The following is a 21,880-nucleotide window of genomic DNA, read 5'->3' as shown; positions in this document are numbered from 1 at the left end:
GATAGGGGCGAGCTTATGAGCCAGCAGTTTCAAAGTATTGAACACGAAGTAATTTTTAATAAATTAAAGGAAAGCCTGAAAGATACCGAAGTTATTGATGTTAACCAAGTACCATCCGCGGAGAGACACCATCAATATCTATCAGAACTTCATCGGTTCATTAATACTATGTTGAAAACAAGAGAAAATCATGCTTACAGATACTTGTTTTCCCATCGAAAAATAACAGGACCGTTAATAGTTTTTGGTAAGAAGGTTGTAAGAAAACTATTAAAATGGTACCTTGAGCCTGTTACTATTCAACAAACAGAATTTAATAACGCGGTAACACCGGCAATCGGAAGGTTGACAGAGTTAGCTTCAGAGCTTTTAAGTAAAACTGGAATGGTTGAGCAATTTGTTCAAACTACGCAAGAATTGCAACAAAAGCAAATAAAGCTTGATAACGAGTTTTCGAAATATGTTCAAGAACAAGAACACAATCAAATTGTTGCTGAACTTCCACAATTTGTGCGCAAGCAAGAATATCACGAAGCACTTTCCGAAATCAAGCAAGAGTTACATGAACGCTTTATAGAAAAAATAAATGATATGAACCGACAATTTGAAGATAGGATCGCTTTAATTGAAAAAAAACAAAGCTTACAAGAAGAATATAATAATCAAAATACCCTTTTTGTAAATAAGATTGAAGAAATGGATATTTTCAGCGGGGATAGTGAAAGCAGCAGTTTCTTTGAAAAAAATACATTCGCGCAATCCGGAGAGGACAGTATAATAGCATATATCATACATGTACTTGGAATTCCTTTTGAGGAAGTTAGTTATATAGATCTTGGCGCTAATCATGCAAAAGAACTAAGTAATACGTATTTTTTCTATAAAAAAGGTGCAAAGGGTGTTCTAGTAGAAGCTAATTCTGTCCTTATTCCGGAACTTAAGTTTTACCGGCACAGAGATATAATCGTTAATAAATGTGTAGATGTTGTAGATGATAATAAAATTGAATTTTATATATTGAATGGGGATGGACTAAGCACACCTGATTATGAAGCTGCGGTAAAGTTTTGTGAAATTAATCCTAGTTTAAAAATAATCGACAAAAAGGTTATAGAAACCATATCATATAACACAATTGTAAAGCAATATCTTGGTAAATCTCCTACAATTCTTTCGATAGATATCGAAGGCAAAGACATGGAGGTTTTAAAATCAATCGATTTTGTTAATTATAGACCACTCATTGTTGTAACCGAAATGATCAAATATGATATTAATTTGAATTACAATACAAAGAATGCAGCAATTAAAGAATTTCTGAATAGCATGGGTTATGATGAATATGCTTTTACTGGAATTAATTCGATTTTTCTAGACAAAAGATATATGAACGAAAGGAATAAAGAGAATGAATATAGCAATTGATGTTTTGGCTATTCTTGGACCGGACTCTAAAAATAGAGGTATCGGTAATTATAGTACAAGTCAGTTGAAGAAATTATTTGAATTGGATAAAAGTAATAGATATTTTCTGTTGAATTTTTATGAGGATATAGACCTTAAATCACTACTAAATTATTCTGACAATGTAAGCGAACATTATTTTTATTTGGGGAAAGGAGGATTTCTTGGTAAAGATAAATCGTTTTCGGAGCTTTTTGGCGAATTGATTAAAAAATTCATTAAAGAACATGATATTGAAATATATTATTTCACTTCGCCGTTTGACGCTCTAATTTCGTATAACATGGATTGGTTCGAGGATGTTACGACGATTGCTACATTATACGATATAATACCTTACGTTTTTAAAAATAGATATCTTGCTGACAAATTCACATACAACCAGTATATGGGCCATATAAGCAATTTAAAGAAAATAAACAAGCTATTGGCTATTTCAAAAAGTGCGAAAGTTGATGTTGTTCACCATATTCATATAGATCCAGAAAAAATTGATGTTATATATGCGGGAACAGATGAATGCTATAAAAAAATCGAGATATCCGAAGATGATTTAGATGAAATTAAACAAACCTATAGTATCAAAGACCAATTTATTATGTGTACTGGGGGGGACGACGATCGTAAGAATATTGGCGGTCTAATCACGGCCTTTTCTAAAATGCCTAGACGACTAATTGATCAATACCAGCTGGTTATTGCTTGCAAGTTAAGTAGAGAATCGATGGAGCGCTACTATAACATAGCAAGTAAACATAATGTTAGAGACCGGATTATACTTACTAATTTTGTGCCATTGGATCATCTTGTGAAACTTTATAATCTTGCGCATATTGTTGCATTTCCTTCTCAGTATGAAGGCTTTGGATTGCCGGTTGTAGAGGCCATGGCATGCGGAACACCAGTATTGACTTCAAACAATTCGAGTCTAGGCGAAATAGCTTCAGGAGCAGCGGTTCTAGTTGATCCTTTTGATATCAATGATATTACCAGGGGGCTAGTAGAGATACTTGAAAATACAGATCTTAATAAATTGAAAGAAGAAGGATATGAACGTGTTAAACAATTTAATTGGAACAATGTTTCTTTGAGTACATTGAATGCCATTAATGCCATTAATGCCATTAAACCTATGAAAGTAAATAAAATTGAAAATAAAAAAAAGAAGATTGCCTTCTTCACTCCTTTGCCACCTTTACAATCAGGTATCGCGGACTATAGTTTTGATATCATAAATGGGCTCTCAAATTTTTTTGACATTGATGTCTATATTGATAAAAACTACACTCCTGAGTGTGAATTTGCTCATAACATTTCCGTATATGAACATACTTCGTTCTATTCTCAAAAATACGAATACGATGATGTAATATTCCAGATGGGGAATAGCGAATTTCATGCCTATATGTTAGATTATATCAAAACCACTTCTGGAACTCTTGTGCTGCATGATTATAATTTGCATGGTTTGCTGTATCATATAACTGCAGCAACCGGCGATATGGAAAAATATAAACGATTTTTGTATGAAGATTATCCGAATGATTTCGTTGATCATTATATTAACGAACTCAGAATGGGAAGATCTCATCCAAAAATATTCGAACTTCCAACTAATGGAGTCGTCATTAATTATGCCAAAAAAATAATTGTTCATAGCGACTATGCCAAGAAACTCTTATTGGAAAAAAATATCCAGAGAAGTGTGCGAAAAATATTGCATTACGCTGAAATTAAAGAAATCCCTGATTTAAAAGAGATCCGTAAAAAATATAAAATAGATGAAAACAAAATCATTCTATCTGCCTTCGGCCACATTCATGAAACGAAGAGGATAATGCCCATCGTTAAAGCGTTCAAAAAACTGTCGGAAAATCACGACAATGTATTATTGTATTTAGTAGGACAACCTTCTTCCAGTACGGGTATTAAGGATGAACTGGAGCAGTATTTAAAGAATAATGATTTAAAAAATAAAGTAGTAGTAACCGGATATACTGAATTAGATTCATTTGAAGAATACATGGAAGCTACAGATATTTGTATGAATTTGAGGTTTCCTTATAACGGTGAAACATCGGGAAGTCTTATGAGAATTTTAGCAAAAGGGAAATGTGTTTTGATTTCTGATATTGGAAGCTTCAAGGAAATACCTGATCATTGTTGTATTAAAATTAAATCTCCAGAAAACTTAACTCTGGAAGAAGAAATTAGTTTGGTTTATCAAAAATTAAAAGAACTGGTAGTTAATCCAGAAAAAATCAAAGAGCTTGGTGAAAATGCAAGGCAATATGCAAAAAATAATCTAGATATTGAAAAAATTACAAAACAATACGTTGATTGTATTATAAGTAACCGTCAATCATATCTAACTGAACAAGTATTAAAAGATCTTATAGAATATATATCCAATAAAAAGAATGAAGAGGATATTTATGAATTGTCTAAAACACTAGTATATCTAAAATAATAAGTAGTTTGTCAATATAAAGCGATATTAGTTTAATAAGGAGTAAAATTTTGATGTTTAACACTCTAGGTATATTAATTTATTTTATTTTAATAAGCTTTACTGCAGGATATTTGATAGTTTCGTTGTATAAGTACGTCGGTAATAAATTATCCGAAAGATTTAAGTTTTTAAACAAATTAACTAGCATAGAGAGTGAAGAGGAGTTTTTTTTGTACCCTTTTCTCGGCATGGCAGCACTTATAACGATCCTACAAAACACCAATCCATTCATAAGTTCTAAATTAATATCAATTATCTTGACATATATAATGGTTATATCTTTATTAATATTAATAATGGTAATTAAAAAAAATCCGATATCTAATGAAAAGTTAATTGTAATATCGATATGTATGTTGCCAGTTTTTTTTATTTTATATCCTTCATTTAACATAGGATTACCAACCATGTACGGTGGTGGCGATATTGCTTATTATAGTTCTATACAAGAATGGCTAAAAAATAATAGTTATTTTACATCACCAACGTATTCTATGATTCAACCTTTTTACATGAGCGCAGCGTTGCACTTTTCTAGATTCTCCAGAGTCGGAACGGATTTTTTTGGTATTATGCCAAATTCTGTTTTTCAAGTAAATCCTTTTAATACTTTTTTTATATCGGCAGCTTTCTATTATCTATTAATAATTTTTGCGTGTTATTTTCTTTGCTTTTATGTGTTCAAATTACCGAGGAAATTAGCGTATTTTTATTGCGGCTTAATGGCATTAAGTTTTACTATATTTTCAACTTTATCACACCATATGGTGCCTCAAACAGCAGGAATAGCTTTCATAATTATGAGTATTGGGTTGGCTTATAAAGTGCTATTTGAAATGAATAGAAGGTATATATTTTACTTTTCTATTATTTTTAGTGGAATGCTTTCGGTTTACAGTGAATTTACTGCATATGTCATTATACCGGTATGTTTATTAGTTTTATATAAAGTTCTTTCAGACTTTAAAAATGTAAAGAGAATAATAGCTTATGGACTGATTATGTCTGTAGGAACAATATTATTTAACCCTATTTCATCCTATATCACATTTAAATATAATTTATTAATTGCTAATATTGTTACTACTACTAATGATACAGAACAATTCATGACTATCATACAAAGAATCTTAATGATGTTTGGTTTTCATGAAGGTTCTTATGCTCAACCAACTGCGCTTCAATATTTTATAGCAAGTATTCTTGTTGTATTGCTTATTATAGGTGCTATAACCTTGAGAAAAGATATTCTAATATTTCTTGCCCCTTTCATTTTCTTTTACTTATTTGTATTTATTAATGTGCTTCATAATGCTGATAACCACTTTCTAAAAAATTTATATTATAGCTATTGGATTTTTGCCTTTTTATTAGCATTCGGTATATATCAGCTATTTGTAAAATTTAAATACAGACCTTTACTGATAATAGGTTGCATAATATTGTGCATGATTGTAGGCATAAATATAAAGAATATAATACTGCATGAGAGAGCTTATATAAATTCTTCTTCTTATTTAACAGAAGAATTCTACGATCTTAAAGATATATCTCGTACAATAAGTAAGAATGATATTATACAAGTGGATGGGTTTGATATTAATCAGCAGCATATAATTGCATACTACTTAAAAGATAATAAAGTCATATTCAATAACCCTAGTGATTTCTTTTTGCAAGTAAAGGATAACTCAATTGAAGGAATAAAAGATCAACCGGTTTCTTATGTAATAAAAAGACGAAATGATATCATCAAGGAAAAAAATGAAGTCATCTATAGTAACGGGGCAATTAATATTTTCAAAATTAATGGCCAAACCAATTATGATATCAAACTTTCTGAAGGATGGCCGCATTATGACATTATATGGGACAATCTACCTGCTCGCTGGATTTCTAAAGAGGCATCCATTGAAGTTAGCTGTAGGAACGAATCAATAGGAAGATTAAGATTTAAGGCTTATTTACCACCAAATAAAACTAGTGCAACTTTGCAAATAATTGTGAACGGTCAAACTATTGATGAATTAAATATAAATAGTAATGAGAGACATTATGAGTCGAAACCAATAAACTTCACCCAAAAGAATCAAGTCAAATTTGTATTGAAGGATTTACCGGCACAATCAACATCAGAAATGGTCCTAGGACTAGCGTTTCAGGAAATCGAAATATACTAGTACTGGCACAAATTGCATTTTCACGGCTGCTCGAATATGTTTTTTAAGAATGTCGGGCAGTCGAATATCTATATTGAACCAGTCAAGAGGAATTTAAATGAATATACTATATCTTGTCATCCCAATTCTATCTTGGATAGTTTCCGGGACTATCAAATTTTTGATTAATTACTTCAAAAATGGCTCTGAAGCATTGAAGAAAGTCGGGAATGGAGGATTTCCTAGTACTCATACCAGTGTCGTCTCATCTGTTACTTTTCTTATACTATTCAGTGAAGGTTTTACGAGTACATTTTCAGTTTCGGTTGCTCTTTTGATGATTGTTATTATTGATGCGACGGGGATTAGACGATCTTTAGGTAAACATGCAACTATAATTAATTTTATGAACAAAGATATAAAAGATTTTAATAAACTTAGAGAGCAGCAAGGGCATAACATATTCGAGGTGATTGGAGGATTGATGGTGGGAGCAATTCTTGGATACCTAGGATCACTATTAATATTTTAAAAAATCAAAGTGAAGAGGATCAAAAATTGTGATAAAGAGATATATATCCTCCAAAAATATAATTGAGACATTGAAATATGTAGCTACCGGGATATTGATATCTAGCATAAATTTTATATTGTTTTACTTATTATTGAAATTTTCTTTAGGTTACCTTGCAAGTAATGTTATATCATATTTAATTGCTACCCTTTTATTCTTCATAATCAATAAATATTATATTTTTAAAAACATTTCTGCAGGAATATATATCATTTTTAAAGAATTCTGCTTGTTTATTATTATGAGAATAACTACACTTATTTTGGATAGTATATTGTTAACCTTATTTATCGAATTTTTTCTATTACCTATTATGCTATCAAAAATAATTGCTAGTGTGTTGGTCATTGGACTGAATTTTATTTTATCAAAGTTTATTATCTTTAAAAATAAGTGATCATATAGAATGTTTCGAGAAAGTTGGGGAAAATTTGTGAACAATTTCAACTCTGACATTGCCAAACTCGAGCCTGCTAATATACAAAAGAACTCAAACATAATAACTCTTCTAATTAAACAACTTAGACCGAAACAATGGACGAAAAATTTGTTGGTTTTTGCTGCTCTATTCTTCTCAGAAAATCTATTTAATTTGGAAGGCACTTTAAAAACTATAGTAGCCTTCATTCTTTTTTGTTTAGTTTCAGGTTGTGTATATATAGTTAATGACTATGTTGATCGGGAGGCTGACCGGCTCCATCCTGAAAAACGGTATCGTCCAATGGCTTCTGGCGCCTTAAATCCCGTTATGACATTAATATTTGGGATGGTACTTTTAACTTTGTCGATTGCTGTTGGTTTTTATCTAAAAATGTTATTTGGCTTATTGATTTTTCTTTATTTTTTAATTAATATCGCCTATTCCTTCAAATTAAAGCATATCGTTATACTCGACATTATGGTAATTGCGTCTGGCTTTGTTTTACGAGCTATTGGCGGGGGATTAGTAATTAATGTCCAATTTACTCCGTGGTTTTTATTATGTACTTTATTGCTTGCCTTGTTTCTAGCAGTTGGAAAGAGAAGGCATGAGTTAGTGTTATTACAACAAAACAAAGGCATACACAGGAAGGTGCTTGATAGTTATACGATTACATTGTTGGATCAGTTTACCGGAATTGTAACAACAGCGACAATTATATGTTATGCGATATTTACTTTTACTTCTGGGCACTCTTTATATTTAATGTGGACGATACCTCTAGTTATTTATGGGATATTCAGATATTTATATATCATTCATGTGGAGGGCAAAGGAGGGGCACCAGAAAAGCTTCTATTACAGGATAAGCACATTTTGCTGACCGTATTTCTATATGTTGTTGCTACATTAGTCATACTATATTTAGATTGATTAATGATTTTACGGCTTTTTTATGAGGGAACTGTGTAATACTACAATTGCTAGAGGATGAAAAAAATGAAAATACTTATTGTGCTTAATTACTACTGGCCATATATAAGTGGTTTATCAGAATATGCAAGAGCTTTAGCTGAAGAGTTAGCAAAGGAACATAACGTAACTGTACTAACGGGGAAACATATTGAAGATCTTGAAGATACAGAGATAGTTAATGGAGTTACTGTTATTAGAGCCAGTATCGTTTCTAAAATAAGTAAGGGTTATATTAGTCCATCTTTCATATATAAATTTATTGGATTACAAAAAGAAATGGATATAGTTAATTTGCATTTACCGATGGTTGAAGCCGGCCTTTTTGCATGGCTTACTAATCGGAAGAAAATTGTTGTAACTTATCATTGTGATATTAATTTACCCCATTCACTATTTAACAATTTGATGGTTCGAATCATGGATATATCTTCTTTTTTTTGTTTATTTAGGGCTAAAAAAATTGTAGTAGGAAGTTATGATTATGCTGAAAATTCAAGAATACTTCCAAAGTTCAGATCGAAATGGGAACAGATACACCCTTTTTCATCTTTTTACAAAAAACTTAAAAATAAAAATAAGAATACCATTGATGAAAGTAATATTATTATTGGATTTTGTGGTAGGATTGTCGAAGAAAAAGGGATAGACGTACTAATTAAAGCTGCGCCTTTAGTTAGAGAAAGATTTCCGAATCTTGAAGTTATAATTGTTGGTGATTACGAGGGGATTGCAGGCGGAAGCATTTACAGGAAGTTGAAAAAAAGTTTGGCATGGGATGAAAGCTATATTAAATTCGTTGGAAAACTTAAAGAGGATGAACTTATAGAGTTCTATAACTCTATTGATGTATTTATTTTACCAAGTATTAATTCGCTCGAAGCATTCGGAATGGTCCAAGTTGAAGCTATGTTAAGTGGAGCCCCTGTGGTTGCTTCAAATATTGCAGGAGTTAGAGAAGTAGTTAAAAACACAGGTATGGGTGAATTAATAGAACCAGGTAACGTATCGAGTCTAGCTCAGGGAATAATTAAAGTGGCATCAAATAAGAGGAAATATATAAAAGAAAGGCATCTGGTAGAAAAATGCTATGGGATCGAAAGCGCAATAGATAAATATAAAATTCTGATAAGTAAAATTATTAAATGAGAGTTGGCATCTTGGGTAGTAATTGGAATAAGGCACCAGGGATCCTAGCACTTACACCACTATTATGAATAGCAGTTGCTTAAATTTATTTAACCGCTTTAAATGGGGTGGTTTGGTATTAAATACTTTGTTTGGTCCACTTTGAGTATAGATTGTAAAATTATCATAATATCGAAAAGAGGTTAATACTAAATGAATGAAGAATGTCCCTTTTGTAGTAATGCAGCGACCTACAAAAAAATTATACAATATAGTAATTTAATTTGGGTAAAGTGTAATAATTGCAATGGAGGAAGGTTGAAGTCCTATATAAGTGAGTTGGAAAGAGAAAGTGATACGCTGCATGACGTTTATAAAAGATACATTGAGTCCAGTAGAATATTTGATAAAATCGCTAAGGAAAAAGCAAACTGGCTATTATCTAAATGGAATGAAAATTTTATTGTAGTAGAAATTGGGGCTGGTTTAGGTTCTGTTGCAAAACAACTTAGAGAAATAAACCCTAGTATACCTTATATGGCCATTGAACCTAATTCAACATTTGCTGACTACTTGATGGGGCAAGGAACTAAAGTTTTTACCGGTGATCCCTTAGTTTCCTTGGAGAACGCGGTTAAAGAGGTTATTTCATTGAATAAAAAGGCTTTATTTTTGATGGACAATGTATTGGAACATGTTCCTTACCCAACGAAATATTTGAATTTTCTTCAAAGCATCTCGCCATCGGGTTCTATTATATGTATTGAAGTTCCAAATGAAGCGGGTTTGAAATGGAGGGCCGAGATTCAGGATTTTATTCGAGGCTTTAAAAAGCCCCCTACATTTCCCGGTCATATTAATTTATTTACAAAGCGTGTACTAAGATACACTCTCCTAAAAGCGTCGTTTGTAAATATAAGTGTAAAATATAAAGCTATTAGATCGGATGAGCAGGTTGCATACTTATTACAATCTGAGAAGTTGAGTCTAAAAACAAAGTTAGCGGTACGATTCCTGAAATTTATCCCAGTAGATTATTTACTTGGGATTCCCTACTGGCTCAGAGGTGAAGCCCAGGTTAGATAATAGACTTTGGAGTCAATACAATGTGAAAAAAATGGTTGAACCCAATGCATTCATTGTCTGACATAAACCTTAAGACAAAACTCCCCTTCGTTATATACCTTGAGATTCATTCTCAATCACATATGCAATCCCTAGAAAGAGAAGATTTTGGCGGATTTTCCGTGACGAATTAGCTTAGCAGTATAAACCGTTTATAGGTGATTATGGAGCTTAGAACTACGCTATCTTTGGGGTTCACCATGATTCTTCTGCTTCGCTACTAATAAAATAGAAAAGAACAATTTAGTTGAAGTCAGAAGATGTAAAACAGTCAAATAATACCGACAAATCGTTATGTGCTATTATGATATATGAATTGGAATTATTTAAGATGCTTGACCCTATACGAATATTATGGTCAAAACAGGAATCTAGGCAGCTTCTCTTTGTAAAAGAGGGAGCTGCCTAGGGATAATTGGAATTAAACTTAATGTTAAACTAATAGGCCCCTTCGCCCTTTAAGACAACTGGTATCGTCTTGAGAATTATTTTAAACTCCAAAGATAAACTCCATCTTTCGATATAGTAAATATCAAGTTTTACCCACTCATCGAACGGTAAATCACTCCTACCGCTTACTTGCCACAGTCCGGTTATTCCTGGTCGAACGTCGAATCTTCTCCATTGATAATCTGAGTACTGCTCTACTTCGTTAGGCAATGGTGGACGTGGTCCAACTAAACTCATTTGGCCAAAAAGTACATTAAAAAGCTGGGGGAGTTCGTCTAAAGAATATTTCCTGATAAAACGGCCAATTCGTGTTATACGAGGATCGTTTTTAATTTTAAATACGGGCCCCACTGCTTCGTTCTTTTCTACCAATGATGCCTTAAGTTGTTCCGCATTTTCAACCATTGATCGAAACTTAAGCATATAAAAAGGAGCACCGTTTTTACCTATTCGTTTTTGTTTGATTAGAATTGGTCCCTTAGAATCCAACTTTATAGCCAATGCAATTATCACCAGTAATGGTGAAATCAGAACAATTCCAATAGCTGACAAAATAAAATCAGCACTTCTTTTCATAAATAAATTAATACCGCGAAGCGGTGTCCTTACGATTTCGATGCATGGATAATCGAATGCGTGATCAAACGAAACGCTTGAAGTTACTAGTTCAAACATCTCTGGAATAATTTTTATTTGAACATCGTATTTTCGTACGTTTGTAATAAGCTTATTAATCATACCTCTTTCCGAAGGAATGGTAATATACATCTCGTGAATCTTATACTTCTGTACAAGTTCCTCAATATGGCTGATTTTGCCAAGAACTTGATCGCCATTTTTGTAGTCATCCAGAAAACCAATAAATCGGGAACTTGATATTTTATTGGAGATCAAGTTATTGCGAATTTGTTCTCCGACGCGGCCTGCTCCGATAATCAATACATTTTTACAATAATATTTGGTGTTCCGCAAAGCTCGTATTGCTCCGATTCTTATCATTCTCGTCAAGAGAAAGCATGCTACCATCAAAAGGGCAAGGGAAAGGATCAGAATACGAGAATAAATGATACTTGTTTTAAGAAAAAAGAAGAGTCCCAAAGCAATTAAGAAAGAGAATGCGGCAGCCTTACAAGCTATTATTGTATCTTCAACAATTTTGATGTCACGATTCCACTTAAACATTCCTCGTTGATAAAGGAACCCGGTATAAATAGAGAAAATGACTGTTAGTAGCAACACATACTCACCGATAACCGGAATCTGTAGTAAACTACTTAACCAATTTTCGAAATTTATATTGTCGTAATCAGGGATTACCTTGAAATAAAAAAGGAATAAAAAGCTAATTAAGTAAAAAAGATACTCTAGAGTGATAAAAATAAAATTTAAGAAAAATTCAAGTCGGTGCGTTTTCTTTTTATAGCTTACAATGTCTTCGGCAATTAAAAGTCGTCCTGGTTTCAAAGAATTATTTGTATGAACCTGAATACTCATGAAAAGGCTCCTTAGAATATTAAAAATTCTTTTCTATTCATTATATCACAGAATAGATCCGTTATTGGGGCCTCTTGATGCGCTAATACTGACCCAATGTATAAGCAGTTCTGGATCGACTACTTCGTCATTTATTTTAAATTCTACGCATACAATTGGAAATTTATTAATTACTGTATACGGAATGTTGATTTCATAAGTATTCTTGGATCCATTTGAATTAATTTGACCAACCATCATTCCATTAATAAGAACATTGACTTTTCGAGTAGTGCCTTTAATGGTAGCGTCCACGACAAGCCGGAGATCATGGGTAAAAGCACTTTGATTAATAATAAAAAATAATTGTGCATCATTATCAGCCCACTGCCCATCGTATTCCTGGGCCAACCAACCTCGTCCACGATTTTTAGCCGGGGTTATTTCATTTGTTGTAGCTCTCGATCCCATAAAAAGTTTAGTTCCTATCTGATACTGGAGCCCTCCGTTTCCAGGCCAATCAACTAATGTTTTGGCAATGTAGTGCATATAGTATTCTGTACTCACATTGGGTCTTTGTGACAAATACAATACCGTAACATACCAGATGCAAAGTAAACATGCGGCAGAATAAAGAGTGATTTTTAATAATAATGATTTCATGACTTTAATCTCCTATGCCATATACGGACTTGCCGAAAACCAAAGATATGTGAGCGGGACGTTAACGATACAGAATAGAACTACTATTGCCCATCTCCATTTAGTTAAACGACATATAATTTCGCTTAAAGCGATGGTAAGGACAATACATCCTACGACATATCTAGGTATGGATTGCAGACTTGATAATAAAGGAATAATAATACATAAAAAACCCAATATGGCTTCGCCAAATTTTTTACGAATAAAAAGATATACAGACAATGATATTGCGACAATTCCCCAGATCGAAGCGTATTTAGAGTATAGCCCTTTTAGAAAAAGACCGTCCAACAATAGTTTAAATGGGTTTCCGTTTTCGCGGTCCCATGCAATTTGGACGTGGCTGAAAGCGAATGCATCTCCTACATGAAAGTATAAAAAAGTCATGTAAGCAAACAAACCGGAGGGGATCAGTAATAATGAGAATAGGATTTTGCTATCCTTGATTAAATCGAGAAAAACGTTAGCTATATTTCTTTTTTCTTTAAAAATGGGAATTACGATCTCCAGTAATACAGGGATGAATATCAAAACGCCAGTTGGTCTTGTTGCTGATAAAAATGCGCCAAACAATCCACATAACAACCAACGTTTTTGTTGTGCATTATAGAGGGTCAATATGATCAACATTGCAAAAAGCGATTCTGTATAAGTCGAGGAAAAATAAAATGAATACGGTCCGTACGTGATCAATACAGCAGCTATGACAGCAATAGTTCGATTACGGGTTATTGTGACGTATTTTAGTAAATACGATGTAGCTACAATCAGTGAGATTGTCGAGAGTATGACGCCGGATTGTTGTATCGGCAATGAAACTAAACGTGAAAAAAAATGAATACCTAAAGGATATAAAGGAAAAAAGGCCCAGTTTGCCGCGTCCCCTTTTGCATGTCCGGTTGGTTCCTTGGCATATCCATTTTCAGAAATGCTAAAGTACCATCCAGCATCCCACTGATTCATCAAATCGAAATAATTTTTGTCACTACCTTTATAAATATTAAAAATGATTCCGAAAAAAATATAGAATATTCGGGAGCTTAAAATTAGCAGTAGTGCAAGCAGAAGGTCGTTTTTTGTCCATTGCTTTAGTTTAAGCATATATTCACCTTAGTAACAAATTTTTCTGATCTTTTGTCAGCGATATGATATCATTAACTGCACTAAATTAATAGACGCTTTACAAATGCATATTTGTCCACCCCCCCACATAGAGATGTACAAGTAATCATTATTTCGTGTGAGGGGTTGATGAGATGCGTCGGGTCACATGGATGCTGGCCATCGTGATGTGCGTTGCATGGATTGCAGCCGGTTGTGGGACGAAAAATGCGGAACAGGTTGTCAAAGATTTGGATCATGTGATCGGGAAGCTCGACAGCTATCAAGGATCGGGCAAAATGACGCTGCAAACCGGACAGCAGGCGCAGGATTATAATGTGGATGTTTGGTACAAAAATCCGCACTATTACCGGATTGCGCTCACGAATGAGGCGAAGGATATTACGCAGATCGTGCTTCGTAACGATGAGGGCGTGTTCGTGCTGACGCCGCATTTGAATAAAATGTTCCGTTTCCAAAGCGATTGGCCGGAAAATTCCGGACAAGTTTATTTGTTTCAGTCGCTTGTGCAAAGCATTGTGAACGATAACGAACGGCATTTTACGGAAGAAAAAGATGCTTACGTGTTCGATGTCGCGGCCAACTACCAGAACGGACTGCTGTCCCGGCAAAAAATTTGGCTGAGCAAGAAAGATTATGCGCCCAAACAGGTGCAAGTATCGGACGAGAACAACAATGTCATGGTGTCGGTGAAATTTTCGCAGTTCGAATTCGGCAAAAAGTTCGATAAAGATTCTTTCGACATGCAGCGCAATATGACGAGCTGGAACGTTCAGCAAACGATGCCGACCGGCGGCAAAGCAGGCGATGCTGCCAAACAAGGTGCAACCGCGACTGGAACCGTCAAGCCGGATTCCTCGGGAACTTCGCCGCAGCAAGCCGGTACGACCGATAGCAAAACACAAGCGGCGCAAAGCTTCGGCATCGTCGAGCCGAGCTATATGCCTCAAGGCGTGAAGAAGCAAGATTTGAAGGAAGTGAAGCTGGGCGACGAGAAAGCGGTGCTGTTCCGCTACTCCGGAACGTATAACTATACGCTCCTTGAGTCGATGCCGCAGGCCAAGACGGTTACTTCGCTTACGGGAGATATCGTCGATCTTGGGTATACGCTGGGCATTTTAACGGGCGAGGAGAAGGGGATGCGGACGTTGACGTGGACGTATGACGGCATCGAATACCGTTTGTCTTCCGGAGATTTGCCTACGAATACGGAAATGATTAAAATCGCGCAGTCGGTTCAAGGGCAAGTCGGTAAATGAGATAAGGCGAATTAGGCGATAATTGTAGAAATGAAACACCCATCCGCACCGTAAAGACGGCAAGCGCGTGGGTGTTTCCTTTATTTTCCCGCAGACGGTGATCGATTTATGACCGTTTATTCATTGACAGTCGGCGACGGGCGCATTACCATAGATGAAGGGTTTTAGATGGCGCCTCCGCCTGAGAGGAGTTGCTTCGGAGAAGAAGGTGAACAGCTTGGAGACGTTTTATCGCCCGACGTGGGTAGAGGTTTCGCTTGATGCGCTGCGAAGCAATATCGAGGCGTTTCGGCGGGCGCTCCCGGCGGATATTTGCCTGATGGCCGTCGTCAAGGCGGACGCCTACGGACACGGCGCGATGAAGGTGGCGCAGGAAGCGATGGATTGCGGTGTCGATTATATCGGCGTCGCGTTTTTGGATGAAGGCTTGGAGCTGCGGCGGGCGGGTGTGACCGCACCGATCTTGGTGCTTGGCTATACGCCTCCGGAAGGCGTACGACCGGCCCGGGAGCACGACATTACGCTGACCGTATTCCACGACGAGCTGTGGGCGGCGCTGGATACGATCGGGGACGGCAAGCTGAAGGTGCATGTCAAGATCGATACGGGAATGGGAAGGCTCGGCCTGCAAACGGAGGAAGAAGCCGTTGCTTACGTGGAGCGGGCGCTTCGGCACCCGGCTTTGGACGTGGAAGGGATGTATACGCACTTTGCGAGCGCCGACGAGGCGGATAAGTCGTATACGCTGGCGCAGCACGCCAAGTTTGAACGGATTGCGGCCTATTTTCGGGCAAAGGGCGTTTCGTTTCGATATTTGCATACGGGAAACAGCGCGACGGGCATCGATTGTCCCGAGCTGTCGTACAATATGATTCGTCTCGGCATTTCGATGTACGGTCTGTATCCTTCGGAGGAAGTGAACCGGGAGCGGATTCGTTTGGAACCGGTCATGAGCATTAAAACGAAGATGTCGCATATTAAGACGGTTCCTGCGGGCTCCGGCATCAGCTACGGCGTCATTTACAGAACCGAAGGGGAAGAAACGATCGCCACGCTTCCGATCGGCTATGCGGACGGCTACAGCCGGATGCTGTCGCAAAAAGCGCATGCGCTCGTGCGCGGTCGCAGGGTGCCGATCGTGGGGCGCATTTGCATGGACCAATGCATGGCGAACGTGAGCTCGATCCCGGACCCGTCGAAGGACGAGGAAGTGGTCATCCTGGGCCGTCAAGGCGACGAAGTCGTCAGCGCGGAAGAACTGGCCCGGCTGCTCGGTACGGTCAATTACGAAATTACGTGCATGGTGTCGCATCGGGTGCCCCGCGTCTATACGAGAGGCGGTAAACGCGTTAGCGTAGTTAATCCTCTGGTGCGTTAAAGGCTCGAGGCAGAGAATTCGAGACCAGAGACGGGAAGGTCTCGGACAAATCGACATTTAGTGCGTACGTATCGAAGAAGCTCGGGGGCCGACTTTTAAAATAGGTGTGCGGAGATTTGTTGGTCGTCGGACATTGGCGGCGCCTTTCTCGCCGGCACGTAAAGCCCGCGAAAGCTTTTTTTCAATTTCGCATTTTGCAATATAAGCTGCCGCCCTTTACTAAGCTTCAATGCAGCTTTACCTAACCCAGCCAAAGTCTTGCGGGAACCGGTCTGCATGCAATACGGGACAGGTGTCCGCATTGCGATGTGAAACATTTTCCAGCGTTTTTTTGCGAAACGGGCGAAGGAAAACCCGGACCCGTATCGAATAGATATAGACGGACCTTTTAGGGGGATCGCTCCAAAAGGCGTTTTGCTTGCGGCTGTAAGCGGAATCTCGGGGATGCCGCTTCCGGCCTTCGGGGGAAACGTTTTTTATGATTTTTTGGGGCTTTTCGCGACGGACAATATTTTGCAAAAGGATATACATACGTGATATATCCCAAGCATATACTTGGTCTTGTATAAAATGACTTCAGTAACGGCATAATGGAAGTAACGGTTTGGGAATGTTTTGGGGGTGCGAGATCGGTGGCCAATGCGCATAACACGAAAAGGATCATGATCAGTCTTCCGGATAACTTGCTGCAGGAAGTGGACGGCATCGTGGAGAAGGAAAACTCCAATCGCAGCGAATTCATTCGTCAGGCCATGAAATTGTACCTGATGGAACGCAAGAAACGGCACTTGCGCGAATCGATGCAGCGCGGTTATTTGGAAATGGCGAAAATCAATTTGCATATGGCAACGGAGGCCTTTCAAGCGGAGGAAGATGCGGACGGTACCCTCGATCGCTTAGTTAGCGGGGTGTAGAGCTTGATTGTGAAACGTGGCGATGTATTTTTTGCGGATCTGTCACCTGTCGTGGGATCCGAACAGGGCGGCGTACGGCCTGTACTCATTATTCAAAATGATATCGGAAACCGATTCAGCCCGACTGTCATCGTTGCGGCGATCACCGCGCAAATTCAGAAAGCGAAGCTGCCGACTCATGTAGAAATCGATGCGGAGGCGCACGGGTTCGACCGCGATTCGGTCATTTTGCTGGAGCAAATCCGGACGATCGACAAGCAGAGGCTCACCGACAAAATCACCCATCTGGACGACGAGTCGATGCGGAAGGTGGACGAGGCGCTGCAAGTGAGCGTCGGCTTGATTGAATTTTAGAAGCGGCAGAACAAAGCGAGGGGATGCCCTCGTTTTTTGTTTTGCCTTCGGGGGAGTATGGTATAATTGCCCTTAGGGTCGGGATCGGGCGCACGGCATAACGATCGCCGCGTACCAACGCGCCGCCGAACGCTCCGAAACCCGCTGTCGGACGAATACAGCGAAAAGCGAGGTAAGGCATGGCTAACGAATTGGAAACGAAACAAGCACCCGCCCGGGCAACGGAAGCGGGCAAATACGAGCTTACCGACGAGCAAAAGGCGCAAAGGCAGGAGCGCATTTTGAAGCAGGTCGCCAAGGAGCTGGAGCTGCCGCTCGGCAAGGTGCGCGCTTCGGTCCAATTGCTCGACGAAGGCAATACGATTCCGTTTATCGCCCGGTACCGGAAAGAGATGACGGGCGAGCTGGACGAGACGCAGCTGCGCGATATCGAGGAGCGTTTGCAATATTTGCGCAACCTGGAGGACCGCAAGCTGGAAGTGGTTCGGCTGATCGACGAGCAGGGGAAGCTGACGGACGAGCTGCGCGTTTCGATCGAGCAGGCGGTCAAGCTGCAGGAAGTGGAGGATTTGTACCGCCCGTACCGGCAAAAACGGAAGACACGCGCCAGCGTGGCCAAGGAGCGGGGGCTGGAGCCGCTCGCCGCATGGATCCTGGCGCAGCATCGGCAAGGCTCCCTGGAGCAGGAGGCGGCGAAATACGTCGATGCGGAGAAGCAGGTCGGCTCGGTCGAAGAGGCGATCCAGGGCGCCATGGACATTATCGCCGAAAATATTGCCGACGATGCGAAAATCCGGGCGTGGGTGCGCAGGTTTACGCACGATCAGGGCATTGTCGTAACGGAAGCGAAGGATGCCGAGCAGGAGTCCGTGTACGAAATGTACTATGCGTACCAGGAGCCCGTTCGCAAGCTGCCGCCGCACCGGACGCTCGCCATCAACCGCGGAGAGCGGGAAGAGGTGCTGAAGGTACGGCTGGACGTCCCGGTCGAGCGCATACACGATTACATGGCGAAGCAAATCGTCAAAGGCGAGTCCGCGGCGAAGCAAACGCTCCTGCTCGTCATCGAGGACGCCTACAAGCGGCTGATTGCGCCATCGATCGAACGCGAGGTTCGGGGCGAGCTGACCGAGAAGGCGGAGGAGCATGCGATTCAAATTTTCGCGGAAAATTTGCGGAATTTGCTGCTGCAGGCCCCCGTTAAAGGAAAGGTCGTGCTGGGCGTCGATCCCGCTTACCGCACCGGCTGCAAGCTGGCCGTCGTCGACGAGACGGGCAAAATGCTGTACATCGATGTCGTTTACCCGACGCCGCCGAACAATAAGGTCGCCGAAGCCGAAGCGAAGGTGAAGGCCGCGATCGAGAAATACGGCGTGCAGCTGATCGTCATCGGCAACGGCACCGCTTCCCGCGAGACGGAGCAGTTCATTGCGGGACTGATCGGCAAAATGAAGGGACGCGGGCTGCAATATTTGATCGTCAGCGAAGCGGGGGCGAGCGTTTATTCCGCCTCGAAGCTGGCGGCGGAGGAGTTTCCGACGCTGGACGTGGCGGAGCGCAGCGCGATTTCGATCGCGCGCCGGTTGCAGGATCCGCTCGCGGAGCTGGTGAAAATCGAGCCGAAGGCGATCGGAGTCGGCCAATACCAGCATGACGTGGCGCAGAAGCATTTGGACGAGAGCCTGAAGGCGGTCGTCGAATCGGCGGTCAACCATGTCGGCGTCGATCTGAATACGGCGTCGCCGTCGCTGCTGTCTTATGTATCGGGCATCAACGCGACGATAGCGAAAAATATCGTAAAATACCGCGAGGAAAACGGCAAGTTCACGGACCGCAAGCAGCTGCAAAAGGTGCCCCGGCTCGGCGCGAAAACGTTCGAGCAGTGCGTCGGCTTTTTGCGTGTCAGCGAAGGGGTCAGCCCGCTCGACAATACGCCGATCCATCCGGAGTCGTACGAGGTCGTGGACCGTCTGTTCCGCGAGCTGCGGCTCGAATTGGACGCGCTCGGCTCCGCGGAGCTGAAGGCGAAGCTGCAGCATGCGGACGTGGAAACGTTGGCGGTGAAGCTGAACGTCGGCGTGCCGACGCTGAGAGACATATTGGACAGCTTGCAGAAGCCCGGGCGCGATCCTCGCGAGGAGCTGCCGCCGCCGATTTTCCGCACCGACGTCCTGCAGATCGAAGATTTGACGCCGGGGATGCAATTGCAGGGAACGGTTCGCAATGTGATCGATTTCGGCGCGTTCGTCGACATCGGGATTAAAAACGACGGACTCGTCCATATTTCCCAACTGAGCGATACGTTCGTGAAGCATCCGATGGACGTCGTTTCGGTCGGCGATACGGTGACGGTATGGGTTTTGAACATCGATTTGAAAAAGGGCCGCGTCGGATTGACGATGAAAAATCCGGGCAAAAGCTCTTGATTCGGCCGGCTGCCGGCTTGGCGAAAAAAACGCCCTGGGGACGTTTCCCCGGGGCGTTGTTAAGGTCGGGATATATGAACGGACTCCTTCGAGTCGGTGATTTTGGTTCGATAAAAGAACCAGCAATCGTTCAGCAGCCGAATTTGCCGAATATCCTGCTTGCGGAACGCTTTCTCCAGCTGATGGCAAAGCCACTGCGGCATAGCTTCCATCCCCTTTCCAAGGTCTCTTCACATGATGTGCTTCTACCTATAGGATATGGGGAAGGAGCGAATCCGGTGCAGGTCCCGCCGGAAAAAGCGGGTTTTACGATTCCGCCTCTTCTTCGTACCATTGCTCGAGCTGCGCTTGCAGCGCGCGGATCTCGGTGAGCAGCGAAATGAGCGGGTACGCTTTCTCGTCCAGAGCGGCAAACGAGCGCTCCAGCTGGTTCATATACTCGAGTCCGTGCAGGACGGGACACGCATTGTCGACGACATCGAGGGCGTCGCATTCCGCAACGACATGCGGCAGCTGCGGGACGTTCGCGGCGGTCAGCTTGCTCAGCTCCTTGTGCAGGCGGCGATTCAGCGCCGTCAGCTGGTAGGCGTGATCGGCCGGCATCTCTACGAATTCGAGGACATCGCCGAGCTTGAGCACGGCATATCGCATTTTGGGCATGGCAGGTTCGTTCTCCTCTCGGGTTTTCGCGGTCGCTTTCTATCTACTTTTTAAATGATCATTCTGGGGTCCCCGTAAAGCGGAATGGGTTTCGAAGGTACGCTTCTTTTTTGTGGGGGGCTTATACTTGACAGTGTAGCTTATGATCTAGTAAAAATTCAAGTAAGGATTCGTGCCGGAAATGCCGTTCGTAAAGGGGGAGAGGGCATGGAGGACAAGCAGCTGCAGCAATGGGTCGAACGGGTGTCCTTGCAGTACTTCAAAAGGCCCTTTTTGCACCGGGCGACGTTTAACCGGCGGCTTCGGACGACCGGCGGGCGGTATTTCATGCGCTCGCACAATATCGACATCAGCTGGCACCAGTACGAAGCGTTCGGAGCGGAGGAAGTCGAGAAGATCATTAAGCACGAGCTGTGCCATTACCATTTGCATTTGCAGCGAAAAGGCTACCGGCATCGGGACGCGGACTTTAAAAAGCTGCTCGCGGAAGTGGGCGGAACGCGTTATTGCCAATCGCTCGGCATGCGGAAACGGGCGGCCGCTTACCGCTACAAGCTCGAATGCGTATCCTGCGGCACCGCATATTTGCGCAAACGCAGGATGGATCCGCGGAAATACGCCTGCGGCAAATGCCGGGGAAAACTGCGGCTCGTGGAACTGTCAAGCGTCTGTGAAAATGTCACCTTAACTGAGCAGTAAAAATGTCACTTTTTGTAGTGTGGAGGCCGCCCGTCACCAGAAGGCCTCATGATAGGTGTTGTGCTGGGAATACAGAGCCTCTTGG

The 21,880-nt window shown here is 40.8% G+C and carries 19 protein-coding genes; 14 read left to right on the top strand and 5 right to left on the bottom strand.

Annotation, left to right across the window (positions count from 1 at the left end; translation table 11 throughout):
• The first annotated feature begins 15 nt into the window (after positions 1-15).
• From PV407_RS15120 to PV407_RS15090, 8 genes are all read left to right on the top strand, one after another.
• Positions 16-1,425 (top strand): FkbM family methyltransferase, encoded by a 1,410-nt coding sequence (locus PV407_RS15120; protein WP_332090760.1) that lies wholly within the window; start codon positions 16-18, stop codon positions 1,423-1,425.
• The gene (locus tag PV407_RS15115; RefSeq protein WP_332090759.1) at positions 1,409-3,934 is read left to right on the top strand and encodes a glycosyltransferase; all 2,526 of its coding nucleotides are present in this window, start codon (positions 1,409-1,411) and stop codon (positions 3,932-3,934) included. Before PV407_RS15120 ends, PV407_RS15115 begins: the two co-directional genes overlap by 17 nt.
• Positions 3,935-3,987: 53 nt before the next feature.
• Positions 3,988-6,156, top strand: coding sequence for a hypothetical protein (locus PV407_RS15110; protein WP_332090758.1), 2,169 nt, complete (start codon positions 3,988-3,990; stop codon positions 6,154-6,156).
• A gap of 97 nt (positions 6,157-6,253) precedes the next feature.
• Positions 6,254-6,667 (top strand): divergent PAP2 family protein, encoded by a 414-nt coding sequence (locus PV407_RS15105; protein WP_332090757.1) that lies wholly within the window; start codon positions 6,254-6,256, stop codon positions 6,665-6,667.
• 28 nt (positions 6,668-6,695) lie between these two features.
• Complete coding sequence (locus PV407_RS29570) at positions 6,696-7,106, top strand: GtrA family protein (protein ID WP_442951665.1); 411 nt, start codon at positions 6,696-6,698, stop codon at positions 7,104-7,106.
• A gap of 81 nt (positions 7,107-7,187) precedes the next feature.
• Positions 7,188-8,063 (top strand): decaprenyl-phosphate phosphoribosyltransferase, encoded by an 876-nt coding sequence (locus PV407_RS15100; protein WP_332090783.1) that lies wholly within the window; start codon positions 7,188-7,190, stop codon positions 8,061-8,063.
• Between the two features lie 66 nt (positions 8,064-8,129).
• On the top strand, positions 8,130-9,251 hold the full coding sequence (locus tag PV407_RS15095) for a glycosyltransferase family 4 protein (protein WP_332090756.1): 1,122 nt from the start codon (positions 8,130-8,132) through the stop codon (positions 9,249-9,251).
• Between the two features lie 192 nt (positions 9,252-9,443).
• On the top strand, positions 9,444-10,316 hold the full coding sequence (locus PV407_RS15090) for a methyltransferase domain-containing protein (protein ID WP_332090755.1): 873 nt from the start codon (positions 9,444-9,446) through the stop codon (positions 10,314-10,316).
• Between the two features lie 477 nt (positions 10,317-10,793).
• On the opposite strand, the gene PV407_RS15085 is transcribed toward PV407_RS15090, so the two are convergent.
• Genes PV407_RS15085 through PV407_RS15075 form a run of 3 tightly spaced genes read right to left on the bottom strand, consistent with a single transcriptional unit; the run spans position 10,794 to position 14,084 of the window.
• The gene (locus PV407_RS15085; RefSeq protein ID WP_332090754.1) at positions 10,794-12,299 is read right to left on the bottom strand and encodes a sugar transferase; all 1,506 of its coding nucleotides are present in this window, start codon (positions 12,297-12,299) and stop codon (positions 10,794-10,796) included.
• A gap of 45 nt (positions 12,300-12,344) precedes the next feature.
• Positions 12,345-12,941 carry a hypothetical protein gene (locus PV407_RS15080; protein ID WP_332090753.1) on the bottom strand — a complete coding sequence of 199 codons (597 nt, stop codon included), beginning with the start codon at positions 12,939-12,941 and terminating at the stop codon, positions 12,345-12,347.
• A 12-nt stretch (positions 12,942-12,953) separates the two neighbouring features.
• Positions 12,954-14,084 carry a mannosyltransferase family protein gene (locus PV407_RS15075; protein ID WP_332090752.1) on the bottom strand — a complete coding sequence of 377 codons (1,131 nt, stop codon included), beginning with the start codon at positions 14,082-14,084 and terminating at the stop codon, positions 12,954-12,956.
• A gap of 155 nt (positions 14,085-14,239) precedes the next feature.
• On the opposite strand from PV407_RS15075, the gene PV407_RS15070 reads away from it, so the two are divergent.
• The 5 genes from PV407_RS15070 to PV407_RS15050 all read left to right on the top strand — a co-directional run bounded on the left by PV407_RS15070 (position 14,240) and on the right by PV407_RS15050 (position 20,436).
• Positions 14,240-15,364 carry an outer membrane lipoprotein-sorting protein gene (locus PV407_RS15070; protein WP_332090751.1) on the top strand — a complete coding sequence of 375 codons (1,125 nt, stop codon included), beginning with the start codon at positions 14,240-14,242 and terminating at the stop codon, positions 15,362-15,364.
• Between the two features lie 217 nt (positions 15,365-15,581).
• On the top strand, positions 15,582-16,742 hold the full coding sequence (alr, locus tag PV407_RS15065; protein ID WP_332090782.1) for an alanine racemase: 1,161 nt from the start codon (positions 15,582-15,584) through the stop codon (positions 16,740-16,742).
• Positions 16,743-17,374: 632 nt separating this feature from the next.
• Positions 17,375-17,656, top strand: a complete 282-nt coding sequence (locus PV407_RS15060) for a CopG family ribbon-helix-helix protein (RefSeq protein ID WP_332090750.1) — start codon at positions 17,375-17,377, stop codon at positions 17,654-17,656.
• A gap of 3 nt (positions 17,657-17,659) precedes the next feature.
• Complete coding sequence (locus PV407_RS15055) at positions 17,660-18,010, top strand: type II toxin-antitoxin system PemK/MazF family toxin (protein ID WP_138878988.1); 351 nt, start codon at positions 17,660-17,662, stop codon at positions 18,008-18,010.
• Between the two features lie 179 nt (positions 18,011-18,189).
• The gene (locus PV407_RS15050) at positions 18,190-20,436 is read left to right on the top strand and encodes a Tex family protein (RefSeq protein WP_332090749.1); all 2,247 of its coding nucleotides are present in this window, start codon (positions 18,190-18,192) and stop codon (positions 20,434-20,436) included.
• A gap of 59 nt (positions 20,437-20,495) precedes the next feature.
• Here the strand turns inward: PV407_RS15050 and cmpA are convergent, their stop codons facing one another.
• Positions 20,496-20,639 carry a cortex morphogenetic protein CmpA gene (cmpA, locus tag PV407_RS15045; RefSeq protein ID WP_332090748.1) on the bottom strand — a complete coding sequence of 48 codons (144 nt, stop codon included), beginning with the start codon at positions 20,637-20,639 and terminating at the stop codon, positions 20,496-20,498.
• 103 nt (positions 20,640-20,742) lie between these two features.
• On the bottom strand, positions 20,743-21,096 hold the full coding sequence (locus tag PV407_RS15040) for a hydrolase/acyltransferase (RefSeq protein WP_332090747.1): 354 nt from the start codon (positions 21,094-21,096) through the stop codon (positions 20,743-20,745).
• 207 nt (positions 21,097-21,303) lie between these two features.
• On the opposite strand from PV407_RS15040, the gene PV407_RS15035 reads away from it, so the two are divergent.
• Complete coding sequence (locus PV407_RS15035) at positions 21,304-21,795, top strand: SprT family protein (protein ID WP_332090746.1); 492 nt, start codon at positions 21,304-21,306, stop codon at positions 21,793-21,795.
• The last annotated feature ends 85 nt before the right edge of the window (positions 21,796-21,880 follow it).

The sequence above is a fragment of the Paenibacillus sp. GYB003 genome (genome assembly GCF_036577625.1).
GTDB lineage: Bacteria > Bacillota > Bacilli > Paenibacillales > NBRC-103111 > Paenibacillus_AB.
The sequence above is the reverse complement of the archived record's forward strand: the minus strand, read 5'-3'. Positions and strand labels throughout refer to the sequence as shown.